Source organism: Streptomyces sp. NPDC047525 (assembly GCF_040643025.1).
Lineage (GTDB): Bacteria > Actinomycetota > Actinomycetes > Streptomycetales > Streptomycetaceae > Streptomyces > Streptomyces durmitorensis.
This window is the reverse complement of record NZ_JBEYTL010000001.1, coordinates 347,927-365,539: the sequence shown is the minus strand read 5'-3', so window position 1 is coordinate 365,539 and position 17,613 is coordinate 347,927. Positions and strand designations below refer to the sequence as shown.

Here is a 17,613-nt window from a genome sequence, read left to right as displayed (position 1 = left end):
CCCCTTGTTCCACCCTCCCTTGGATCCCGTACGCCTTGACCGAAAGGCCGAACCGTGGCCACGACGACCGCCCCGACCCCGACGTCCAGCAGAGGCGACCGCTGGGCAGGACCGGGAATGCTGCTGCCCTTCGCCCTCTTCTACCTGGTGTTCCTGGTGGGGCCGCTGATCTACACCGTGGTCGCCGGATTCTTCGAGACGAGCCTGCTCAAGAGCGGCCTCGGTGACTTCGCGGGCCTCTCGAACTACACGGCGGTGCTCGGCGACGCGGAGTTCTGGCGGACCCTGCGCAACACGCTGTGGTTCACGGTCCTGACGACCGTGCCCCTTGTGCTGCTCAGCCTGGCCCTGGCCCTGCTCGCCGACCGGTTCGTGCGCGGCCGCTGGTTCTTCCGCTTCGCGTTCTTCGCGCCGTTCGTGCTGCCCTCCGCCGTCGTCTCGCTGCTCTTCATGTTCATCTACGCCGATCAACTGGGCCTGGCCCAGGAGGCGGTGAAGTGGTTCGGCGTCGACACCCCGCCGTCCTGGCTAGGTGACCCGGACTGGGCGATGATCTCCATCGCGGCGGCCACGGTGTGGTGGACCATCGGCTTCAACTTCGTGCTCTACCTGGCCGGTCTGCAGGACGTGCCGCGCGAGGTGCACGAGGCGGCCGCCATCGACGGGGCAGGACCCTGGCAGCGGATCCGTCATGTGGTCGTGCCGATGCTTGGCCGTACGACGACGCTGGTGACGGTGTTGCAGGTCATCGCCTCGCTGAAGGTCTTCGACCAGATCTACATGATGACCGCGGGCGGCCCCGACGGCAGCACCCGCCCCTCGCTGCAGCTCATCTACGACACCGGGTTCGTCGAGGGCCGCGTGGGCTACGCCTCGACCGTGTCGCTGCTGCTGTTCCTGGTGATCCTGCTCGTCTCCCTCGTCTGGTTCGCCCTCGTACGCCGTGCCGAGAAGGAGAACTGACCATGACCGCGATCGCCACGCGCCCCGAGACCGGACAGCGCGGCACCAGCGCCCCTCCGGCCCGCCCCCGCGACTCCGAGCGCCTGTTCAACCGGGTGGCACTCGGCACGCTCATCGCCCTCGCGCTGCTGTGGCTCGTCCCCCTGGCGTGGGCGCTCGCCACGTCGATCCGGCCCGCCCAGGAGGTCGTCACCAACCCGACGGGATGGTTCACCGCGCATCCGACCCTGGACGCGTACGGGGAGATATTCGACGCGGGCAAGCTGCCCTACTGGTACGCCAACAGCTTCATCACCTCGATCCTCACCACCGTCCTCACGGTGGTCATGGCGTCGCTCGCCGCGTTCGCCCTGTCGCAGACCCGCTTCCGGATGCGCCGGGCCGCATTCGTGATGCTGCTCGCCGGAATCATGATCCCGGGACAGGTCCTGATGATCCCGCAGTTCCTCGCCCTCCAGTCGGCCGGACTCCTGAACACCTACTGGGGTGTCGTCCTGCCTCAAGTCCCCAACGTCGTGGCGGTGTTCGTCTTCAAGCAGTTCTTCGACGGGATACCGCGGGAGCTGATCGACGCGGCACGCGCGGACGGCGCGGGCTGGCTGCGCACCTACTGGCAGATCGTGATGCCGATCTCCCGCCCGGCCGTCTCCGCCGTGACGATCTTCGTGTTCGTCGGCGTCTGGAACAACTTCCTGTGGCCCCTGCTGGTGGTGACCGACCCGGAGATGATGACGCTGCCCGTCGGACTCACCTCCGTCCAGGACGTGTTCGGCGTGCCCTACGCCCAGCTCATGGCGTCCGCCGTGCTCGGCGCGATCCCGCTGCTCGCCGTCTTCGCGCTGTTCCAGCGCCGCATCGTCGAGGGCATCGCAGGCACCGGCCTCAAATAGCCCACCCCCTGACCGAGTCAGCACACCGCACCACAGAGAGAGGCACCCGAACATGCCGCACACCGCACGGTTCGTCATCGACCCCGAGTTCAGCGTCGGCGACGTCGACCCGCGCCTGTACGGAACCTTCGTCGAGCACATGGGACGCTGCGTCTACACCGGCATCCACGACCCCGAGCACCCCACCGCCGACGCCGACGGATTCCGCGGCGACGTCGCCGAGCTGGTACGCGAACTGGGCACCGGCCTCGTGCGCTACCCCGGCGGCAACTTCGTCTCCGGCTACCACTGGGAGGACGGCGTCGGCCCTGTCGCCGATCGTCCGCGCCGGCTCGACCTGGCGTGGCGCTCCATCGAGACCAACCGCGTCGGCACCAACGAATTCCTCGGCTGGGCACGTCAGTTGGGACTCGACCCGATGATGGCCGTCAACCTCGGCACGCGCGGCATCGACGCCGCCCGAGCCCTGGTCGAGTACTGCAACCACCCGGGCGGCACCGCCTGGTCGGACCTGCGCGTCAAGCACGGCGTGACCGACCCGCACGGCGTGAAGCTGTGGTGCCTGGGCAACGAGATGGACGGACCGTGGCAGACGGGCCACAAGACGGCCACCGAGTACGGGAGGCTCGCGGCCGAAGCAGGCAAGGCGATGCGCCAGGTCGACCCGTCCATCGAGCTGGTCGCCTGCGGCAGCTCCAACTCGCGGATGCCCACGTTCGGGACGTGGGAGCGGGAGGTCCTCGAGCAGACCTACGACGAGGTCGACTACCTCTCCCTGCACGCCTACTACGAGGAGTTCGACGGCGACCGCGCCAGCTTCCTCGCCTCGGGCGCGCACATGGACCAGTACATCCGCGACGTGGTGTCGACCGCCGACCACGTCCGTGCGGTGCGGGGTGCCAAGAAGCACATCAAGCTCTCCTTCGACGAGTGGAACGTCTGGTACGCCGCCCGCTTCCCCGGCGAGCGCAATCTGGAGACCGCCGAGACACCTCGCCTCATCGAGGACACGTACAGCGTGATTGACGCCGCCGTGGTCGGTTCGCTGCTCATCACGCTGCTGCGCAACGCCGACCGGGTGGCCATCGCCTGCCTCGCCCAGCTGGTGAACGTCATCGCACCCATCCGCACCGAGCCCGGCGGCGCCAGCTGGCGCCAGACCACCTTCCACCCGTTCGCCCAGGCGGCCCGTTTCGCGACCGGCCGCGTGCTGCGCACGGACACCTCCGGACCCCGCATCGACACGCCTCAGTACGGGGACGTGTCCACCCTCGACACCGTGGTGACGCACGACGAGGAGAGCGGCGCGCTCACCGTCCTCGCCGTCAACCGCGACCAGGAGCACCCGCTGCGCCTCGAGGCCGCGCTGCGCGGGGCGGCCGCCGGACACCGCGTCGTGGAGCACCTGGTCCTCGCCGACCAGGATCCGGACGCGGTCAACACCGAGGCGGAACCGGACCGGGTGGTGCCGCGCCGCGCGTCCGGCACACACATCACCGCCGAGGGCGCGCTCGCGGCCGAACTGCCGCCGGTCTCCTGGAACGTCATCCGTCTCGCGCCCCCAGCCGCCTGAGAACGCCGCTGGTTCAGACCGTTCCGTACGTACGTCCCCCATCCATCGCAGAGTCAGGAGAGGCCCATGTCAGCGCACGACCCCGCACGACCACGTCTCCTCCGCCCCACTGTCCTGTTCCCCCTGCTGCTCGCCCTCCTGGCGGCACTGTTCGTCACGCAGTCCGGGTCGTCGGCCGACGCCGCGACCGGCACCTTGCTGCGCGACGGCACCGGGCTCTACCCGCGCGCCGTCAGACTCGCCCACAGCGGTGACGCCAACGGCCGGATCCTGGCCTCGGTGGTCACGTTCTCCGGGAACGACGGGCTCGGCGCCATCCACGAGAGCACGGACGGGGGCGCGTCGTTCCGCGAAGTCGGCACGGTGCGGGACCCCGAGGCCGCAGGCGGGCAGGGGCTGTGCTGCTCGACGCTGTACGAACTCCCGCAGCGCATCGGCGAGATGCCCGCGGGGACGCTGCTGTGGGCGGCGTCGGTCGGGCAGGACGAGCCGAACCGGCGGATGGCCCTGCGGGTCTTCAAGAGCACGGACGTGGGCCGCAGTTGGAGCCATCTGTCCACGATCGCCACGGCGTCGAACGACAAGGGGCTGTGGGAGCCGGAGTTCTCCGTCGACGCGTCCGGGCAACTCGTGGCGCACTACTCCGACGAGACCGATCCCGCACACAGCCAGAAGCTGGTGGCCGCCCGCACCGCGGACGGGGTGACCTGGACGGGCCATCATGACACCGTCGCCAGCACGCTCGCCTCGGACCGGCCCGGCATGGCGGTGGTGCGCAAGACGGGCGACGGGACGTACTTCATGTCGTTCGAGATCTGTGCGGCCGCGGGCCAGTTCCAGTGCGTCGTGCACTACCGCACCTCGTCCGACGGCTGGAACTGGGGCGCCACCACCTCCCTGGGCGTCCGCCCGGAGACCGCAGACGGCAAGTACTTCAAGCACGCGCCGAACCTGGCGTGGGCGCCCGAGGCGGGCAACCCGAAGGGCAGGCTGTTCCTCGTCGGTCAGGTCCTGTACAACCGCGACGGCAGCAAGGCGGCCGGGAGCGGGCGCACCGTCTGGGTCAACAGCGACGGTGGCTCGGGCAGTTGGCGGGAGATCCCCGCCCCGGTCGCCGTCGAGTCGACGACCGTGGACTACTGCCCCAACTACAGCTCAAGCCTGTTGCCGTCGGCCGACGGCAACAGGCTCCTCGAAATCGCCACGGACTGGTCCGGCTCGGTCTGCAAGCCGTACTTCGCCACCGGGTCGGTGCCTGCCGCCTGAGCGTGGAGGTGCCCCGCGTGCGCACGGCGGTCAGATCGCACGTGCGCACGCAGGGCACCGGCAGAGGGGGAGCAATATCCGGACGGGGAGGGCTTAAGGCGCGAGCGCGGTACCGCCGAAGGTCACGACGAGGCGTCCGTCCGTGGCGTAGGACCACTTCAAGGCCCCGGAGTACGAGGAGCAGCGGGACCCGTTCGAGCCGGACCAGAACTGGTTCGAGCTGTCGGAGTTGCCGACGACCCTGTCGTTCGAGCCGCTGCCGCTGCGGCACGAGGTGTTGTTCCGGAACACCGAAGTGCCGCCGTCGAAGGAGTAGTTGCGCTCGTCGTTGTCGATGCTGACGTTGTCCGACACCGACATCTTCCCGAGGTTCCTGTTGTAGGTGAATCCGTGCTTGCCGTTGTTGTAGGCGATGTTGCGGCGGATCACGTGGTTGACGCCGATGTCCTCGCCGCCGAGCTTGTAGCCGTTGCGGTCGCCGTTGCCGGCCTGGGAGCCGTCGCTGAGGGTGCCGTTGTCGTGGGCGAGTGAGTCCTCGATGGTCACCGCGCCGATCGGGCCCGTGTCCGACTTGGTGTACAGGTCCCATCCGTCGTCGATGTTGTTGTGGGCGACGGCGTAGCGGAAGACGTTCCCGGGCCCGGAGGTGAGCTTCGCGGCGAAGCCGTCGGCGTCCTCCCCGTCCGAATCGGCGTTGTCGTGCGACTCCGCGCTCAGGATGAGGTTGTTGGACGGCCACTGGCTGCTGGGGGTGCTGGAGAGCATCCGTGACAGCTGCAGGCCGGTGTCGCGGTTGTAGCGGGTCACCGTGCGCTCGAAGACGTTGTTGCTGCCGCCGACGAAGATGCCGTTGTCTCCGGCACGCTCGACGACGATGCCTTTGACGTGCCAGTACGACCCGTTCACGGCGAGCCCGCGGTTCGACGTGCCCTCGCTCTGGGCGGAGAAGTTCAGGACGGGCTTCTCGCCCGGGTAGGCGGCCAGCTCGGTGCGGTCGCTCGCGGTGCCGTTGTTGCCCTGCGGGATGGTGACCGTCTGCGAATGGCGGTAGGTCCCGCCGCGCAGGTAGATCGTTCCGCCGGGCGTGATGCGGGTGATCGCTGAGGTGAGTGTCGTGGGATTCGACTCCGTCCCGGCGGCGCTGTCGCTTCCGGTCGGTGCCACGTACAGCGCGGAGGCCTTCACGGCGACGTGCGCGTGGGCGCCCGTCGGCGCGGCCTGCGCCGCATTGCCGGACAGTGCGACGAGCGTGCCGGCGAGTAAGCCGAAGCAGGCGGTGATGGGTCTGGTTCGCATCGTTGGTCTCCAGGTCGAGTGGCTCGTCGGACCGGCGCGGGCAGGGTGCGGTCGGTGACGGGACGGTTCGGCAGGGTGAATGTGCAAAGTGGCCAGGCCTTGCACCTGCCGGTGGAAAGCGCTTTCCTGGAAGCTATTGCCATGCCATGAGCGCGTCAATGGTCATGTACATGATTCTTATTCAGGTGCGAGGACGAAGGTGCGTGTGCGGGGCGGTGGCCGAGAGGTCCACGCGTGGTGGCCGGAAGGTCGCGGGGCCGTCCGGTGTGCAGCCACACGGGGGAGCCCGCAGCGAGCCTTCGCCGCCCTGACCTCGGCAGCCGCTACCGAGAGATCATGACCTACGACCCCCTCGACGAGATGTTCCGGCGGATCGACCTGACGCAGGCCATGGAAGAGCAGTTCGGCACCTGCCGGGACTGGCCGCTGCACCTTCGTGCCGCCCACGCCCAGCTGGAGCAACTGCGCAGACTGCTCGGCGACACCGACTACGAGACGTTCGTGGAGGGCGCCGTCGAAGCCATCCGGCGCCGCGCGGAAGGCCAGGACTCCAGGGACCTCCACGGCCAGCACCTCGGCCGAGAACTGCACAAGCAGGATCGGCCCCTTGGTGAGGACGCCGCTCAGGTCGCGTGGGCGGCTGCCTGCGGGCTCGCCGTCCTGCTCGACGACGACCGGTACGAGAGGGTCTTCACCGCCGCGGCAGCGGCGTGCCGGACCGGCGCCGTCACTCTCGCCTGACCGGACGACCACCGCGGTGTCTCCACCCGCGGTGGTCGCGCACCACCCGGCACCGGCCTCCGGCTCAGGACAGCACGCGGTAGGTCACATGCGTGACGAGTTCCGCTCCCCGCGACTTCACCTGCTCGAGTTTCAGCGGCGGGACGCCCTCGAAGAGCCGCGTGCCGGCGCCGAGCGTGAACGGCACGATGTGCAGCCGCAGCTCGTCGATCAGACCGGCGGCGAGGTACTGGTTGATGGTGGTCGCGCCGCCCTGGACCAGGACATCGCCGTCGCCGGCCGCCGCGCGCGCCTGTGCCAGGGCCGACTCGATGCCGTCGGTGACGAAGTGGTACGTGGTGCCGCCGTCCATCGGCTGCGGCACGCGCGCGTGGTGGGTGAGCACGAAGACCGGGGCGTGGAACGGCGGGTCGCCGCCCCACCAGCCGTTCCACTGCCGATCCCACGCGCCGCGCACCGGGCCGAACATGTTGCGCCCCATGATGAACGCCTCGGCGGCGGCCATCAGGTCGACCTCGGCCCGGTTCTCGTCGGGAGTGTCGAACATCCAGGCGTGCAGCCTGTCACCCGTACCGTCGCCTCCGTCGTCGCCGAACGGGCGCTTCTCGGTCTGGTTGAGCCCGGCCGAGTACCCGTCGGCCGAGATCGTGATGTCGCAGATCACCTTGCCCGTACGTTTGGTCATGGCTCGCTCTCTCCTCTCGGGGCGACGTCCATCGCCTGCGCGGTGAGCTTCCCGTCAAGCATCGGCCCCAGCGCCGGGAAGTGAGCGCCGAACGAGTGGACGGCCTTCTTCAGGTACCGCCCCTGATGAGCGACTTGGCGCGACAATGGACCCATGACCAAGCCTGCACCCGCGCCGAACGCAGAGCAGTTCCAGGCTTGCGCCGAGGCGCTCAGACGGGCGATGGTGCCCGCCGTGCAGCGGATGGCCGACCAGGCCAAGGCCCTGCACGCCGCGATGACGCCGACGGCCGACGGGTACGAGCGCAACCCGGCTCCGCTCACGGTCAGGCCCTCCGAGCCCGGCTCCTGCCAGTGCGCGTGCGGCACCCATCCCGAATTCCCCGGAACGTGCCGCGGTGACGCCGAACCAGGCCACTCCATCGTCGCCAACTCGCCCACCACCGGCCCCTGGCACGTGCCGTTGTGCCGCAACTGCCACGACATCCGCATGGGTCTGGCGCCGCAACGCGCCTCTGACCTGGAAGCGGTCACCGAGACCTGCACCTGCCACTGCCGGGCCAACCACCCCGGCCGGCCCGGCATCTGCGAAGCCGCCTCCGAGGACGGGGTGACGATCGACGACAAGCCTGCCTGCCTGGAGTGCGCGGACGCGAGCCGCGCCCGGTCGGACGGCTAAGGGCAGCAGCCTGTCCCCCCCCCCCGCGCCCCCTCAGGTCTTCGGCTGCGTGAAGCGGATGCTGTTGCCGAAGGGGTCGCGGAGGCCGCAGTCGATGCCGTACGGGCGGTCGGTGGGTTCCTCGGTGAACTCGACGCCCCGGCCGAGCAGCGTCTCGTACGTCTTGCGGCAGTCGTCCGTGCCGAAGATGAGCGAGCCGCCCATCGCGCCCTTGGTCACCAGCTCACGGACCTGCTGGGCCGTCTCCTCGGACAGCGCCGGAGGGCCCGGCTTCTCCAGCAGGATCTGGCGCTCCGGGTGGCCGGGGATGCTGACGGTCAGCCAGCGCATGAAGCCCAGGTCGACGTCGGCGCTGACCGTCAGGCCCAGCTTGCCGACGTAGAACTCGACGGCCTCGTCCTGGTCGAGCACGTAGATCTGCGAGTGCGTGATGGCGTTCAACATGTCCGTCACGCTACTGGGGACGCCGGGCGGAAACTTGTCCAAAGCTGCTCAGTGGGCGGTCGGTTCGCGGGCGCGTCCATGCCATCGTGAAGCATGTCGGTACGTCTGTGGCCGTCGCTTCCTTGCGGTACCGCCGTGGCGACCGGCCGACGATGTCGCGGAAGGTGCGGCTGAAGGTTCCCGGGCTGCCGAAGCCGACCTGGAAGCAGATGTCCGTCACGCTGCGGTCGGTGTCCCGCAGCAGGGCCATCGCCCGCTCGATGCGGCGGCGCTGCAGATAGCGGTGCGGTGTCTCGCCGAACGTGGCGCGGAAGGTGCGCGTGAAGTGCGCCTGCGACACGAGGGCGATCCGGGCCAGGGCGGGTACGTCCAGCGGCTGCGCGTAGGAGCGGTCCATCGCGTCCCGTGCCCGGAGCATGCGGCGGTTGGTCTCTTCGGCGGCGCGGCTCACAGTGCCCCAGCAAACCAGCTTTCCCCCGGCTGCTCCAGAGGCGCCCGGCAGGAGAGGAGGGAGGGAGCACTCCTGCCGAGTGCTCCCTCCCTCCACCGCTTTCCTGCACCGTCAGCTGCCCTCGATCAGGGCGTGCCGAGAGGCGTCAGTGCCGCGGGCCCTGCTTCCGGTCGCGCCAGGCCTCGCCCTTCGCGCCGCGCTCGCCCTTGGCGTCGTCGAACTCGATCTGCTCCTTGCGCACCGTGTCGGAGATCTCCTGGGTCTCGGTGACCTTCTCGGTCTCCAGGCGGACGCGCTCGACCGGCACGGTCTCCTTGCGGGTCACCGCCTTCTCGGCGTGCAGAGTCACTTCGGTCTCCGCCTCACCGATGTCGGCACGCATGCGGTCGCCCTCGCGGATGGGCTCGCGTACGACGCGCACCTCCTCGTGGGAGATGGGGACGGAGGTCTTCACGTCCTCGGTGACGACCACCTTGCGCAGCCGGGCATGCCCGACCTCCTGCTCCTCCGTCCCGACACGCAGCCGCTCCTCGGAGCGCACCATTTCGTCCTTGCTGTCGTCGCCCGCGGCGGAGCGGGTCGCGAACTCACGCGCGCCCGCCTTGCGGCCGTCGCCGGCGCCCATGCCGGCGCCAGCTCCGGCCATGCCCGCGGTTCCGGCCATGCCCGCGGTCCCGGCGCGGTCACGGCCACCTGCCGCCGGGGCGGTACGTGTCTGAGCGCCGCCGGGCCGGGTGAGCCCGTAGTGGGTGTAGAGGTCCTGCTCCTCGCCGGGCTCGAGGTGCTGGTCGGCGTCCACGCGCGGGGCCTCCTTCACGGCCTCCTTCGTGGCTGCCACGTGCAGCTGGTCCTCCTGGCGGCGTGCTCCGGTGAGCGGCACGAAGCTCTGCTTCATGCCGAAGAGACCGGTCTTGACGGTCACCCACTCGGGACGCCCAGTTCGGTCGTCGAGATACACCTGCTCGACGCTGCCGATCTTCTCGCCGGTCCGGTCGTAGGCCGTCAGGCCCGCGAGCCCGTCAGCGCTGGTGAAGGCCTCGCCCTGAGCCATGGGTGATCACTCCCTCGCGGCGCGCGACGGGCAGAATCGAATCTCGCCACGGACGTCGCACGCGTCCCCTCCATCGCGCGCCACACAGGTGCGCGACGCAACCAGGAGAGTCACGGAGGGTGCACGGACAGCTCGACGGGAGCACTTCGGCGGGGTGTTTTCGGCGATCGGGCCGATCGGGTCCACCGCCCCGCCGACTAGCCCATCCGGGTGAGCAGGGGACCGGCTAGGGAAGGGCCGCCCGCACCAGGACCTGTTCCGTCTCGGAGGGGAAGAAGTTGGTGATCCCCTGCATCAGGCGCAGCGCCGTGGCCACGCGCTGGGGGAGGGGGCGGGGCAGCCCCGCCGGGGTGAGACCTGCCGCGCACGGCTGGGTCCGTGCCCGGTCCAGCTCGTGCTGGGCGCGCTGGACCTCACCGTTGTGGATGTGGACCAGAGCGCGCCGGACGCTGCCTGACGCCTGCTCCGAGACGCTCAGGAGCGCGGTGATGCCGGAGGTGGCGGGGGCGGGTCCTGCGGTCGGCCGGGGCACGGCCGTCGGGGGTCCGGCGAGGGTGGATTCGCGCGCTGCCAGCCGGAGGTGGGTGCTTGCCTGGTCCAGGATTTTGACGATCGCACACAACCGTCCCGTGTCGAACGAGGCCATGGGATGACTCCTCTTCGATGCCGCGTGGGCGAACACGTACACGAGTTTGTCCTTCAGGCGTATCACCGGTGTGCGCCCGACCCGAACCCCTGCGGGGGGAGCGCACGCGGCGCGCAGGGAAGGGCACGCGCGGGCACACGGACCCGGATTTCCGCCCGGGGGCGCACGACTCGGGGCCACGCCTCAGCTCGTGCGCACGGCGACCGGGGCGCGGGCCATCTCCACCGTGAACTGCGCTCCGGCCAGCAGCGCCAGGTTGGACATCCAGAGCCACACCAGGAAGACCACCACGCCCGCGAGCGAGCCGTACAGCTTGCCGTAGCTGCCGAACCCCGAGGCGTACAGGGTGAACAGGCCCGAGGACAGGAGCCACAGCAGCGCGGCCAGCAGTCCGCCGGGCAGGCTGTGGCGCCAACCGCGTGCGGAGGGCGGCGCGTTGCGGAAGAGCACGTGGACGAGCAGGACCACCAGGCAGACAAGTGCGGGCCACCTCATGACGCTCCACACGGTCTGCCCCGCGTCGCCGACCCCCGCGCGCCGCCCGACGGCCTGGACGAGCGAGCCGCTCAGGACGAGCACGACCGCACTGGAGGCCAACAGCGCGAGCAGCGCAAGGGCGGTCATCAGCACACGGTGCGCCTTGCGCCACACGGGCCGCGTGTCCTTCACGCCGTGCATCGCGTGCAGCGCCCGCCGGAAGACGGCCGCATAACTGGAGGCGGACCACAGCGCGCTGACACCGCCGCCGACCACGACCGTCACGGCCGCGGAACGCGCACCGGCCATCTCGGTGAGCACGTCGTTCAAGGCGCTGCCCGACTGCGCGGGCGCCCAGTCGGTGACCTCGGCGATCAGTGTCTGGGTCGTGCCGGGGCTCACCAGGCTGATCAGGCTGACCGTGACAAGGAGCGCGGGCAGCAGGGCGAGAATCGCGTAGTACGTCAACGCCGCGGCCCAGTCCGACACGTCGTCGTTCCACATCGCCACCGGGGTGCGGCGCAGCGCGGCGCCCCGCCGCCCCCACGGGGACGGGGAACCGGCCCGCCCGGCAGGGGCGGGAATCGTGCCGGACCCGTCCGAGACGCGGGCGGACGCCGCACGCGCAGGCGTCGCGGAACTGTCCATGGGCTACTCCTCGTTGTCTGTCGCCGGCGGCTTGTCGCACCGCCATCCCCGCTCCACCCTTGGACGCCGGTCGCCCGTGTCCGTTACGCGGAGGCGGGCGGCACACAATCTTCCCCTGCCCCCGCTTGTCGGCCGCAGCCGCCCCACATGTGCGTATTACCGTTCGGTGACATCGCGGACAGGCCTGTGACGTGGGCGAGGGCAACGGGTTCGGGGTGTCGCGGGTCGTACGTGGCGTGGGAGCAACAGGCAGGCTGTGCTTCCGAGAACGGGGAGTTGACGATCATGAGTGTTCGTATGAGCCGAGGACTGTGTGCGCTGGGGGCCGCTGTGGCCGTGGCGGGTGTGGTCGCCGGTACGGGTCCGGCGGCCGCCGCCGACTCGCCCCGGTTCCTGGCTCCGGCCGAACTGCCGCCGCACGCGACGTCGGCGTGGAGCGCGGGACCGGTGACCGCGGGGCAGCCCGACCCGCTGCCGATGTGTGTGGGGGAGGCGCTGCCGTCGATCTCCGTGCACCGCGCCTACCGCACGGACTACGACACCGGCGCCCTCCAGGTGACGGTGGTCGAGCGCAGCGAGCAGCGCGCCAAGGACTTCGCGGCCCTGCTGCGCAAGGACCTCGCAGGCTGCGCGGCGAAGGTGATGGAGCAGGATCCCGAGATCACCGCGACGCAGAAGTACTACGGAAAGCTGAACGTCGAGGAAGGCGCCCACGTCTACGGCGTCCACACCGAGGCCACGTGGGGCGCCTCCGACATCAACATGTTCTCGGTCGGCCGGGACGGGAACACGGTGACACTGGTCCAGTGGGGCCAGATGGGCAACTTCGCCCACGCGCAGGTGGCCGACTTCAAGACCACGACCATCAAGGCCGTCGCGAAGCTGTACTGACGGCGCGTGTATGCGGTCGGCACCGAGGCGTCACCGGTGCCGACCGCATCGGGCGGATCGGGCGGACCTCAGCGCGGGGTGAGGACGCAGAACTCGTTGCCTTCGGGGTCGGCCAGGACCGTCCACGGCGCATCGCCCTGACCGAGGTCGACGTCGACGGCGCCCAGAGTCCGTAGCCGGGCCACCTCCGCCTCGTGATCGTCACCGGCGTACGGGCGCAGGTCGAGGTGGATGCGGTTCTTCACTGTCTTCGCGTCGGGAGAGCGGAGGAACTCCAGATACGGGCCGACGCCCTGGGCGGAGCGCAGCGCCGCACGGTCGTCGGTCACCTCGTGCACGGTCCAGTCCATCGCCTCGCCCCAGAACCGGGCCATGGCGCGCGGATCCGCACAGTCGACCACCACCGCGGCCATCGGCCCGGTGTCGCGATAGATCTCCCGCGGCTCGAGGACGCAGAACTCGTTGCCTTCCGGGTCCGCAAGGACGGTCCAGGGAACATCGCCCTGGCCCACATCCGCGGGCTTCGCCCCCAGACCCTTGAGGCGCGCGACCAGCTCCGCCTGATGGGGGGCGGAGGTGCTGGCCAGGTCGATGTGCACGCGGTTCTTCACGGTCTTGGGTTCCGGCACGCGAAGGACGTCCAGGAAGAGGGCGGTGGCGTCGGGATAGCCGAGGCCCACCGGTTCGATGTTGGTCACGCCGGGCCCCTCGCTGGAAACGCCCCAGCCGAGCACCTCGGCCCAGAACCCGCCGAGGGCGGAGTCGTCCCGAGCGTTCATTGCGATTTGAACAAGCCGTGTCGCCATGCCGTGGATCTTATGCGCGCGTGAGCGGCGCGCTTCAACTGGGCTGACAAGACGCCCGGTTGAGGGGCAAAAGGGTGATCGGCCGCAGCCTCCGTCAGGGGTGTGCCGCCTCGTGGCCTTCGCCCGGGTTCGGACCCCCTACTTCCAGCCAGACTAAGGTTAGGCTAACCTGCACGCCGTGAGATCAGGTGAACGCGCAGGTAGCGCCACACGTCCGCGCGGTCACGAATTGTCCGCCGAGCACATGACGGTGTCGTACGACGGTGTCGATGTCGTCCACGACGCTGCCATCCAGCTCAGGCCCGGCGAAGTGACCGCTCTTGTCGGCCCCAACGGGAGCGGCAAGTCGACGCTTCTGCGTACCGTCGCCCGCTTGCAGGGCGCACGGCGCGGCACGCTGACCCTCGATTCCGGCACGGCCGATGCCGCCGACGGCTTCGACCTCACCGCCCGCCAGTTCGCCCGTCGCGTCGCGCTCCTGACCCAAGGACGCCCCACGCCCGGCGGCCTGAGCGTGCGTGACGTCGTGGAGTTCGGCCGCTACCCCTACCGGGGCCGCTGGGGCCAGGCGGATGTCGGGGGCGCCGCCGTGGTGGAGCGCGTGCTCACCCTGACCGGCGTGGACAACCTCGCCGACCGCGCCGTCGACCAGCTCTCCGGCGGGCAGTTGCAGCGGGTGTGGCTCGCCAGCTGTCTCGCCCAGGAGACCGGCGTGCTCCTCCTCGACGAGCCGACCACCTACCTGGACCTGCGCTACCAGATCGAACTCCTCGACCTGATGCGTGACCTCGCGGACGACGGCGGCATCGCGGTCGGCGTCGTCCTGCACGACCTCGACCAGGCGGCCGCCGTCGCCGACCGGATCGCCCTCCTCGACGCCGGGCGCATCGTCGCCGACGGCGCCCCCGCGGACGTACTGCTGCCGGAGCGCCTGTCCGAGACGTACGGCATCCGCATCGAGGTCGACACAGACCCCCTCACCGGCCGGCTGCGCACCCGCGCGATAGGCCGCCACCACAGCAGAAGCGAAAGGCTCCACACCTCCTCATGAGACGCCCCCTCATCGCCGCGGCGGCCGCCACCGCCGTTGCCCTCATCCTGTCCGGTTGTGGCACGTCCGAGCCCGAGAAGGCCAGTTCGGACAAGAAGTCCGAACCGATCACCCTCACCGACGCAGGCGGCGCGTCGGTGAAGCTCGACGGCCCGGCCAAGAAGGTCGTCGGAACCGAGTGGAACGTCGTCGAGTCCATGGTCACGCTCGGCGTGGACCCCGTCGGTGTCGCCGACGTCAAGGGATACAAGGCGTGGGACTCCGCGGTTCCGCTGAAGAACGACCCCAAGGACATCGGTACCCGCGGCGAGCCGAGCATGGACACCCTCGCCGGGCTCACCCCTGACCTCATCGTCACCACGACCGACATGTCGGCCTCCGCGGTGAAGCAGATGAAGAAGGTGGCTCCCGTCCTCCAGGTCAAGGCCGCCGACGGCGCCGACCAGGTGGGCCAGATGTTCGACACCCTGGACGTCATCGCCAAGGCCACCGGCACGACCACTGAGGCCAAGAAGGCCAAGGAGTCGTACGAGGCGAAGGTAGCCGAGGGCAAGAAGGCGCTGAAGGAGGCCAAGCTCGACGGCTCGAAGGTCGCCTTCGCCGACGGCTACGCCGCTTCCAACCAGGTCTCCATACGCGGATACACCAGCAACTCCCTCCTCGGCGCCGTCAACGAGGACCTCGGCCTCAAGAACGCCTGGAAGATCAAGGGCGACAAGGACTACGGGCTCGCCACCACCGACGTCGAGGGCCTCACGGCGCTCGATGACGACGTGAAGTTCGTCTACCTCGGCAACAAGAGCGACGGCAGCTCCGACGTGTTCACCGACGAGCTCGCCGACAACTCCGTCTGGAAGTCGCTGCCGTTCGTCAAGGACGACGAGGTCCACCGCCTGCCCGACGGCATCTGGATGTTCGGCGGCCCCGAGGCGATGGAGGCGTACATCGACGCCCTCGTCGACAGCCTGAAGAAGTAGGAGACCGTGGCCGTCACCGCAACGCCCTCAACCACGCCCGAGCGCGCGGTCGCGTCCCCCACGGGCGCGGTCGCGGTGACGGCCGGTCTCATCCTTCTGGTCGCCGTCCTCGCCGTCGTCGACATCACGCAAGGCACCGCGTCCGTCGGCCCCGGCCAGGTGTGGAGAGCCCTCACCGGCCAGGCCGAGCAGGGCGACTCCTCCGTCGTCATCGCCTCGCGCCTGCCGCGCATGGTCGCCGGGATACTCGTCGGTGTCGCGCTCGGAGCGGCCGGCGCCGCCCTCCAGGCCATCAGCCGCAATGTCCTTGCCTCGCCGGACACCCTCGCCGTCAACGCCGGTTCGTACCTCGCGCTGACCCTCCTGGTCGCCAGCGGTGCGACGGCTCCGCTGCTCGCCTCGTCGGGCGTGGCGTTCGTCGGCGGCCTCGCCGCTGCCGCCGTCGTCCTCGTCCTCGCGGGACGGAGTGCCGGAACGGTGCGCCTCGTCCTCGCGGGCAGCGCGCTCGCCCTCGGGCTCAACGCCATCACCGAGGCGCTGCTCCTGCTGTTCCCCGAACGGACCGAGGGCCTCTACAAGTGGGGCCAGGGGAGCATCAGCCAGAACGGATTCGACGGCGTGGCCCAGATGGCGCCCGTCATCGTGGCCGCACTCGCGGGCCTCCTGCTGATCGCCCGCCGCATCGACGCCCTGGCCCTGGGCGACGACGCCGCGCGCGGCCTCGGCATCCCGGTCCGCGGCACCCGCGTCACGGCTGTCGTCCTCGCGTCGCTGCTGGCCGCCGGAACGGTGACGCTTGCCGGACCGATCGCCTTCGTGGGCCTGTGCGCGCCGGCCCTGGTGCGCCCGCTCGCCGGCCGGGTCCGTGCCCTCCTGCGCCACCGGACCCGCATCCCCGTCGCGGGTCTCGTGGGCGCCGCCCTCGTGCTCGGTTCCGACGTACTTCTGCGCGCCGTGACGTCATCCCAGACCGCGGTCACCGTTCCCACAGGCGTCATCACCAGCGTCGTCGGCGCCGTGTTCCTCGTCGTCATGGCGATGCGCACCCGCGACGGCGCCGGTGCGGCCGCGCCGGACCGGCTGCGCATCCCGAGCCGGACCGCGTACGTCATCACCGTGGTGCTCCTCGTGGGCGCGCTGGTCGGCGTCACGATCACCGCCGTGCTCGTCGGCGACAGCACGTTCCTGCTCGGCGACGTGGCAAACTGGGTCCGGGGCCAGTCAGGCCAAGCCATCACCTTCGTCCTCGACACCCGCGTGCCACGGGTGCTCGCCGCGCTCCTCGCGGGTGCCGCGCTCGCGCTGTCCGGCACCCTCGTGCAGTCCGTGACCCGCAATCCGCTCGCGGAACCCGGTGTCCTCGGCGTCTCCGGGGGAGCGGCGCTCGGTGCCATCATCCTTGTCACCACGGCACCGGGCTCCGGATCGTGGAGCATCGCGGGCGCGGCGTTCGCCGGTGCCGCGGTCAGCGCCGTGGTCGTCTTCGGACTCGCGGCCAAGGGCGGCTTCCAGAACAGCAGGCTCGTCCTCGTCGGCTTCGGTGTGTCCACCGGGACGATGGCGCTCATCAGCCTCCTGATCGTGCTCACCGACCGGTTCAGCGCGACCAAGGCGCTGATCTGGCTCTCGGGCTCCACCTACGGCCGGTCCGGCACCGACCTCCTGCCGGTCGCGGGCGTGCTGGTCGTGGCGACCGTCGTCGCCGTCGCACGCCGCAAGGAACTCGACCTCGTGTCGCTCGACGAGGACACCCCCCGGCTCCTGGGCCTCGACCTGGCTCGCGGACGCCTCGGCTTCCTCATCGTGAGCGTGCTGCTCAGCGCCACCGCGGTGGCCGCGGCGGGCACGATCGGCTTCGTGGGACTCGTGGCACCGCACGCGGCCCGCGCACTTGTGGGACGACGGCACGTACGCGTCGTCCCGGCCGCGATGCTGCTCGGCGCGATCCTGGTCTGCCTCGCGGACCTGCTGGGCCGGACGGTCATCGCCCCGGCCCAACTGGGCGCCGGACTCATGACCGCGGTCGTAGGGACGCCCTACTTCGTCTACTTGCTGGTGCGCAGCCGCCGCTAGCGGGCG

General features: G+C 70.2%; 17 protein-coding genes and 1 pseudogene. 10 read left to right on the top strand and 8 right to left on the bottom strand.

Annotated features, from left to right (window positions below):
- Positions 1-54: 54 nt before the first annotated feature.
- The 4 genes from ABZ833_RS01795 (at position 55) to ABZ833_RS01780 (ending at position 4,692) form a co-directional block, all read left to right on the top strand.
- A complete protein-coding gene (locus tag ABZ833_RS01795) occupies positions 55-963 on the top strand; it encodes a sugar ABC transporter permease (protein ID WP_361039631.1) in 909 nt (302 codons plus the stop codon).
- A 2-nt stretch (positions 964-965) separates the two neighbouring features.
- Complete coding sequence (locus ABZ833_RS01790; RefSeq protein WP_249585533.1) at positions 966-1,853, top strand: carbohydrate ABC transporter permease; 888 nt, start codon at positions 966-968, stop codon at positions 1,851-1,853.
- 52 nt (positions 1,854-1,905) lie between these two features.
- The gene (locus ABZ833_RS01785) at positions 1,906-3,426 is read left to right on the top strand and encodes an alpha-N-arabinofuranosidase (protein ID WP_361039628.1); all 1,521 of its coding nucleotides are present in this window, start codon (positions 1,906-1,908) and stop codon (positions 3,424-3,426) included.
- A 66-nt stretch (positions 3,427-3,492) separates the two neighbouring features.
- Positions 3,493-4,692, top strand: a complete 1,200-nt coding sequence (locus ABZ833_RS01780; protein ID WP_361039626.1) for a sialidase family protein — start codon at positions 3,493-3,495, stop codon at positions 4,690-4,692.
- Positions 4,693-4,785: 93 nt separating this feature from the next.
- Here the strand turns inward: ABZ833_RS01780 and ABZ833_RS01775 are convergent.
- Positions 4,786-5,868, bottom strand: a pseudogene (locus ABZ833_RS01775) (silent information regulator protein Sir2); the annotation flags it as partial.
- 456 nt (positions 5,869-6,324) lie between these two features.
- Between ABZ833_RS01775 and ABZ833_RS01770 the strand changes: the two are divergent.
- Entirely contained in the window at positions 6,325-6,729 is a 405-nt protein-coding gene (locus ABZ833_RS01770) for a hypothetical protein (RefSeq protein ID WP_361039624.1), read from the top strand.
- A 64-nt stretch (positions 6,730-6,793) separates the two neighbouring features.
- Here ABZ833_RS01770 and ABZ833_RS01765 read toward each other — a convergent pair whose 3' ends face one another.
- Positions 6,794-7,414, bottom strand: a complete 621-nt coding sequence (locus ABZ833_RS01765) for a dihydrofolate reductase family protein (RefSeq protein ID WP_361039622.1) — start codon at positions 7,412-7,414, stop codon at positions 6,794-6,796.
- Positions 7,415-7,567: 153 nt separating this feature from the next.
- Between ABZ833_RS01765 and ABZ833_RS01760 the strand changes: the two genes are divergently transcribed.
- Positions 7,568-8,092 (top strand): hypothetical protein, encoded by a 525-nt coding sequence (locus ABZ833_RS01760; RefSeq protein ID WP_361039619.1) that lies wholly within the window; start codon positions 7,568-7,570, stop codon positions 8,090-8,092.
- Positions 8,093-8,125: 33 nt separating this feature from the next.
- Here ABZ833_RS01760 and ABZ833_RS01755 read toward each other — a convergent pair whose 3' ends face one another.
- The 5 genes from ABZ833_RS01755 to ABZ833_RS01735 form a co-directional block, all read right to left on the bottom strand.
- Complete coding sequence (locus ABZ833_RS01755) at positions 8,126-8,536, bottom strand: VOC family protein (protein ID WP_361039616.1); 411 nt, start codon at positions 8,534-8,536, stop codon at positions 8,126-8,128.
- 10 nt (positions 8,537-8,546) lie between these two features.
- On the bottom strand, positions 8,547-8,987 hold the full coding sequence (locus tag ABZ833_RS01750; RefSeq protein WP_361039614.1) for an AraC family transcriptional regulator: 441 nt from the start codon (positions 8,985-8,987) through the stop codon (positions 8,547-8,549).
- 145 nt (positions 8,988-9,132) lie between these two features.
- Positions 9,133-10,038: a PRC and DUF2382 domain-containing protein gene (locus tag ABZ833_RS01745; protein WP_361039611.1), complete on the bottom strand. Its 906-nt coding sequence runs from the start codon at positions 10,036-10,038 to the stop codon at positions 9,133-9,135.
- A 226-nt stretch (positions 10,039-10,264) separates the two neighbouring features.
- On the bottom strand, positions 10,265-10,684 hold the full coding sequence (locus tag ABZ833_RS01740) for a hypothetical protein (protein ID WP_361039608.1): 420 nt from the start codon (positions 10,682-10,684) through the stop codon (positions 10,265-10,267).
- Between the two features lie 183 nt (positions 10,685-10,867).
- A complete protein-coding gene (locus ABZ833_RS01735; RefSeq protein ID WP_361039605.1) occupies positions 10,868-11,809 on the bottom strand; it encodes a YihY/virulence factor BrkB family protein in 942 nt (313 codons plus the stop codon).
- Between the two features lie 297 nt (positions 11,810-12,106).
- Between ABZ833_RS01735 and ABZ833_RS01730 the strand changes: the two genes are divergently transcribed.
- Positions 12,107-12,700 carry a hypothetical protein gene (locus ABZ833_RS01730; RefSeq protein ID WP_249585521.1) on the top strand — a complete coding sequence of 198 codons (594 nt, stop codon included), beginning with the start codon at positions 12,107-12,109 and terminating at the stop codon, positions 12,698-12,700.
- 68 nt (positions 12,701-12,768) lie between these two features.
- Here the strand turns inward: ABZ833_RS01730 and ABZ833_RS01725 are convergent, their stop codons facing one another.
- Positions 12,769-13,506 carry a VOC family protein gene (locus tag ABZ833_RS01725; protein WP_361039601.1) on the bottom strand — a complete coding sequence of 246 codons (738 nt, stop codon included), beginning with the start codon at positions 13,504-13,506 and terminating at the stop codon, positions 12,769-12,771.
- A gap of 178 nt (positions 13,507-13,684) precedes the next feature.
- On the opposite strand from ABZ833_RS01725, the gene ABZ833_RS01720 reads away from it, so the two are divergent.
- Genes ABZ833_RS01720 through ABZ833_RS01710 form a run of 3 tightly spaced genes read left to right on the top strand, consistent with a single transcriptional unit; the run spans position 13,685 to position 17,607 of the window.
- Entirely contained in the window at positions 13,685-14,557 is an 873-nt protein-coding gene (locus tag ABZ833_RS01720; RefSeq protein WP_249585519.1) for an ABC transporter ATP-binding protein, read from the top strand.
- Positions 14,554-15,534 (top strand): iron-siderophore ABC transporter substrate-binding protein, encoded by a 981-nt coding sequence (locus tag ABZ833_RS01715; protein WP_361039598.1) that lies wholly within the window; start codon positions 14,554-14,556, stop codon positions 15,532-15,534. The genes ABZ833_RS01720 and ABZ833_RS01715 overlap by 4 nt, the downstream gene beginning before the upstream one ends.
- A 6-nt stretch (positions 15,535-15,540) precedes the next feature.
- A complete protein-coding gene (locus ABZ833_RS01710; RefSeq protein WP_361039596.1) occupies positions 15,541-17,607 on the top strand; it encodes an iron ABC transporter permease in 2,067 nt (688 codons plus the stop codon).
- The last annotated feature ends 6 nt before the right edge of the window (positions 17,608-17,613 follow it).

What these genes read in the sequence shown, in the direction of transcription:
- ABZ833_RS01790 (WP_249585533.1), top strand. Translation starts at nt 966, where the DNA reads ATGACCGCGATCGCCACGCGCCCCGAGACCGGACAGCGCGGCACCAGC.
- ABZ833_RS01785 (WP_361039628.1), top strand. Translation starts at nt 1,906, where the DNA reads ATGCCGCACACCGCACGGTTCGTCATCGACCCCGAGTTCAGCGTCGGC.
- ABZ833_RS01780 (WP_361039626.1), top strand. Translation starts at nt 3,493, where the DNA reads ATGTCAGCGCACGACCCCGCACGACCACGTCTCCTCCGCCCCACTGTC.
- ABZ833_RS01770 (WP_361039624.1), top strand. Translation starts at nt 6,325, where the DNA reads ATGACCTACGACCCCCTCGACGAGATGTTCCGGCGGATCGACCTGACG.
- ABZ833_RS01765 (WP_361039622.1), bottom strand. Translation starts at nt 7,414, where the DNA reads ATGACCAAACGTACGGGCAAGGTGATCTGCGACATCACGATCTCGGCC.
- ABZ833_RS01760 (WP_361039619.1), top strand. Translation starts at nt 7,568, where the DNA reads ATGACCAAGCCTGCACCCGCGCCGAACGCAGAGCAGTTCCAGGCTTGC.
- ABZ833_RS01755 (WP_361039616.1), bottom strand. Translation starts at nt 8,536, where the DNA reads ATGTTGAACGCCATCACGCACTCGCAGATCTACGTGCTCGACCAGGAC.
- ABZ833_RS01745 (WP_361039611.1), bottom strand. Translation starts at nt 10,038, where the DNA reads ATGGCTCAGGGCGAGGCCTTCACCAGCGCTGACGGGCTCGCGGGCCTG.
- ABZ833_RS01740 (WP_361039608.1), bottom strand. Translation starts at nt 10,684, where the DNA reads ATGGCCTCGTTCGACACGGGACGGTTGTGTGCGATCGTCAAAATCCTG.
- ABZ833_RS01735 (WP_361039605.1), bottom strand. Translation starts at nt 11,809, where the DNA reads ATGGACAGTTCCGCGACGCCTGCGCGTGCGGCGTCCGCCCGCGTCTCG.
- ABZ833_RS01730 (WP_249585521.1), top strand. Translation starts at nt 12,107, where the DNA reads ATGAGCCGAGGACTGTGTGCGCTGGGGGCCGCTGTGGCCGTGGCGGGT.
- ABZ833_RS01725 (WP_361039601.1), bottom strand. Translation starts at nt 13,506, where the DNA reads ATGGCGACACGGCTTGTTCAAATCGCAATGAACGCTCGGGACGACTCC.
- ABZ833_RS01715 (WP_361039598.1), top strand. Translation starts at nt 14,554, where the DNA reads ATGAGACGCCCCCTCATCGCCGCGGCGGCCGCCACCGCCGTTGCCCTC.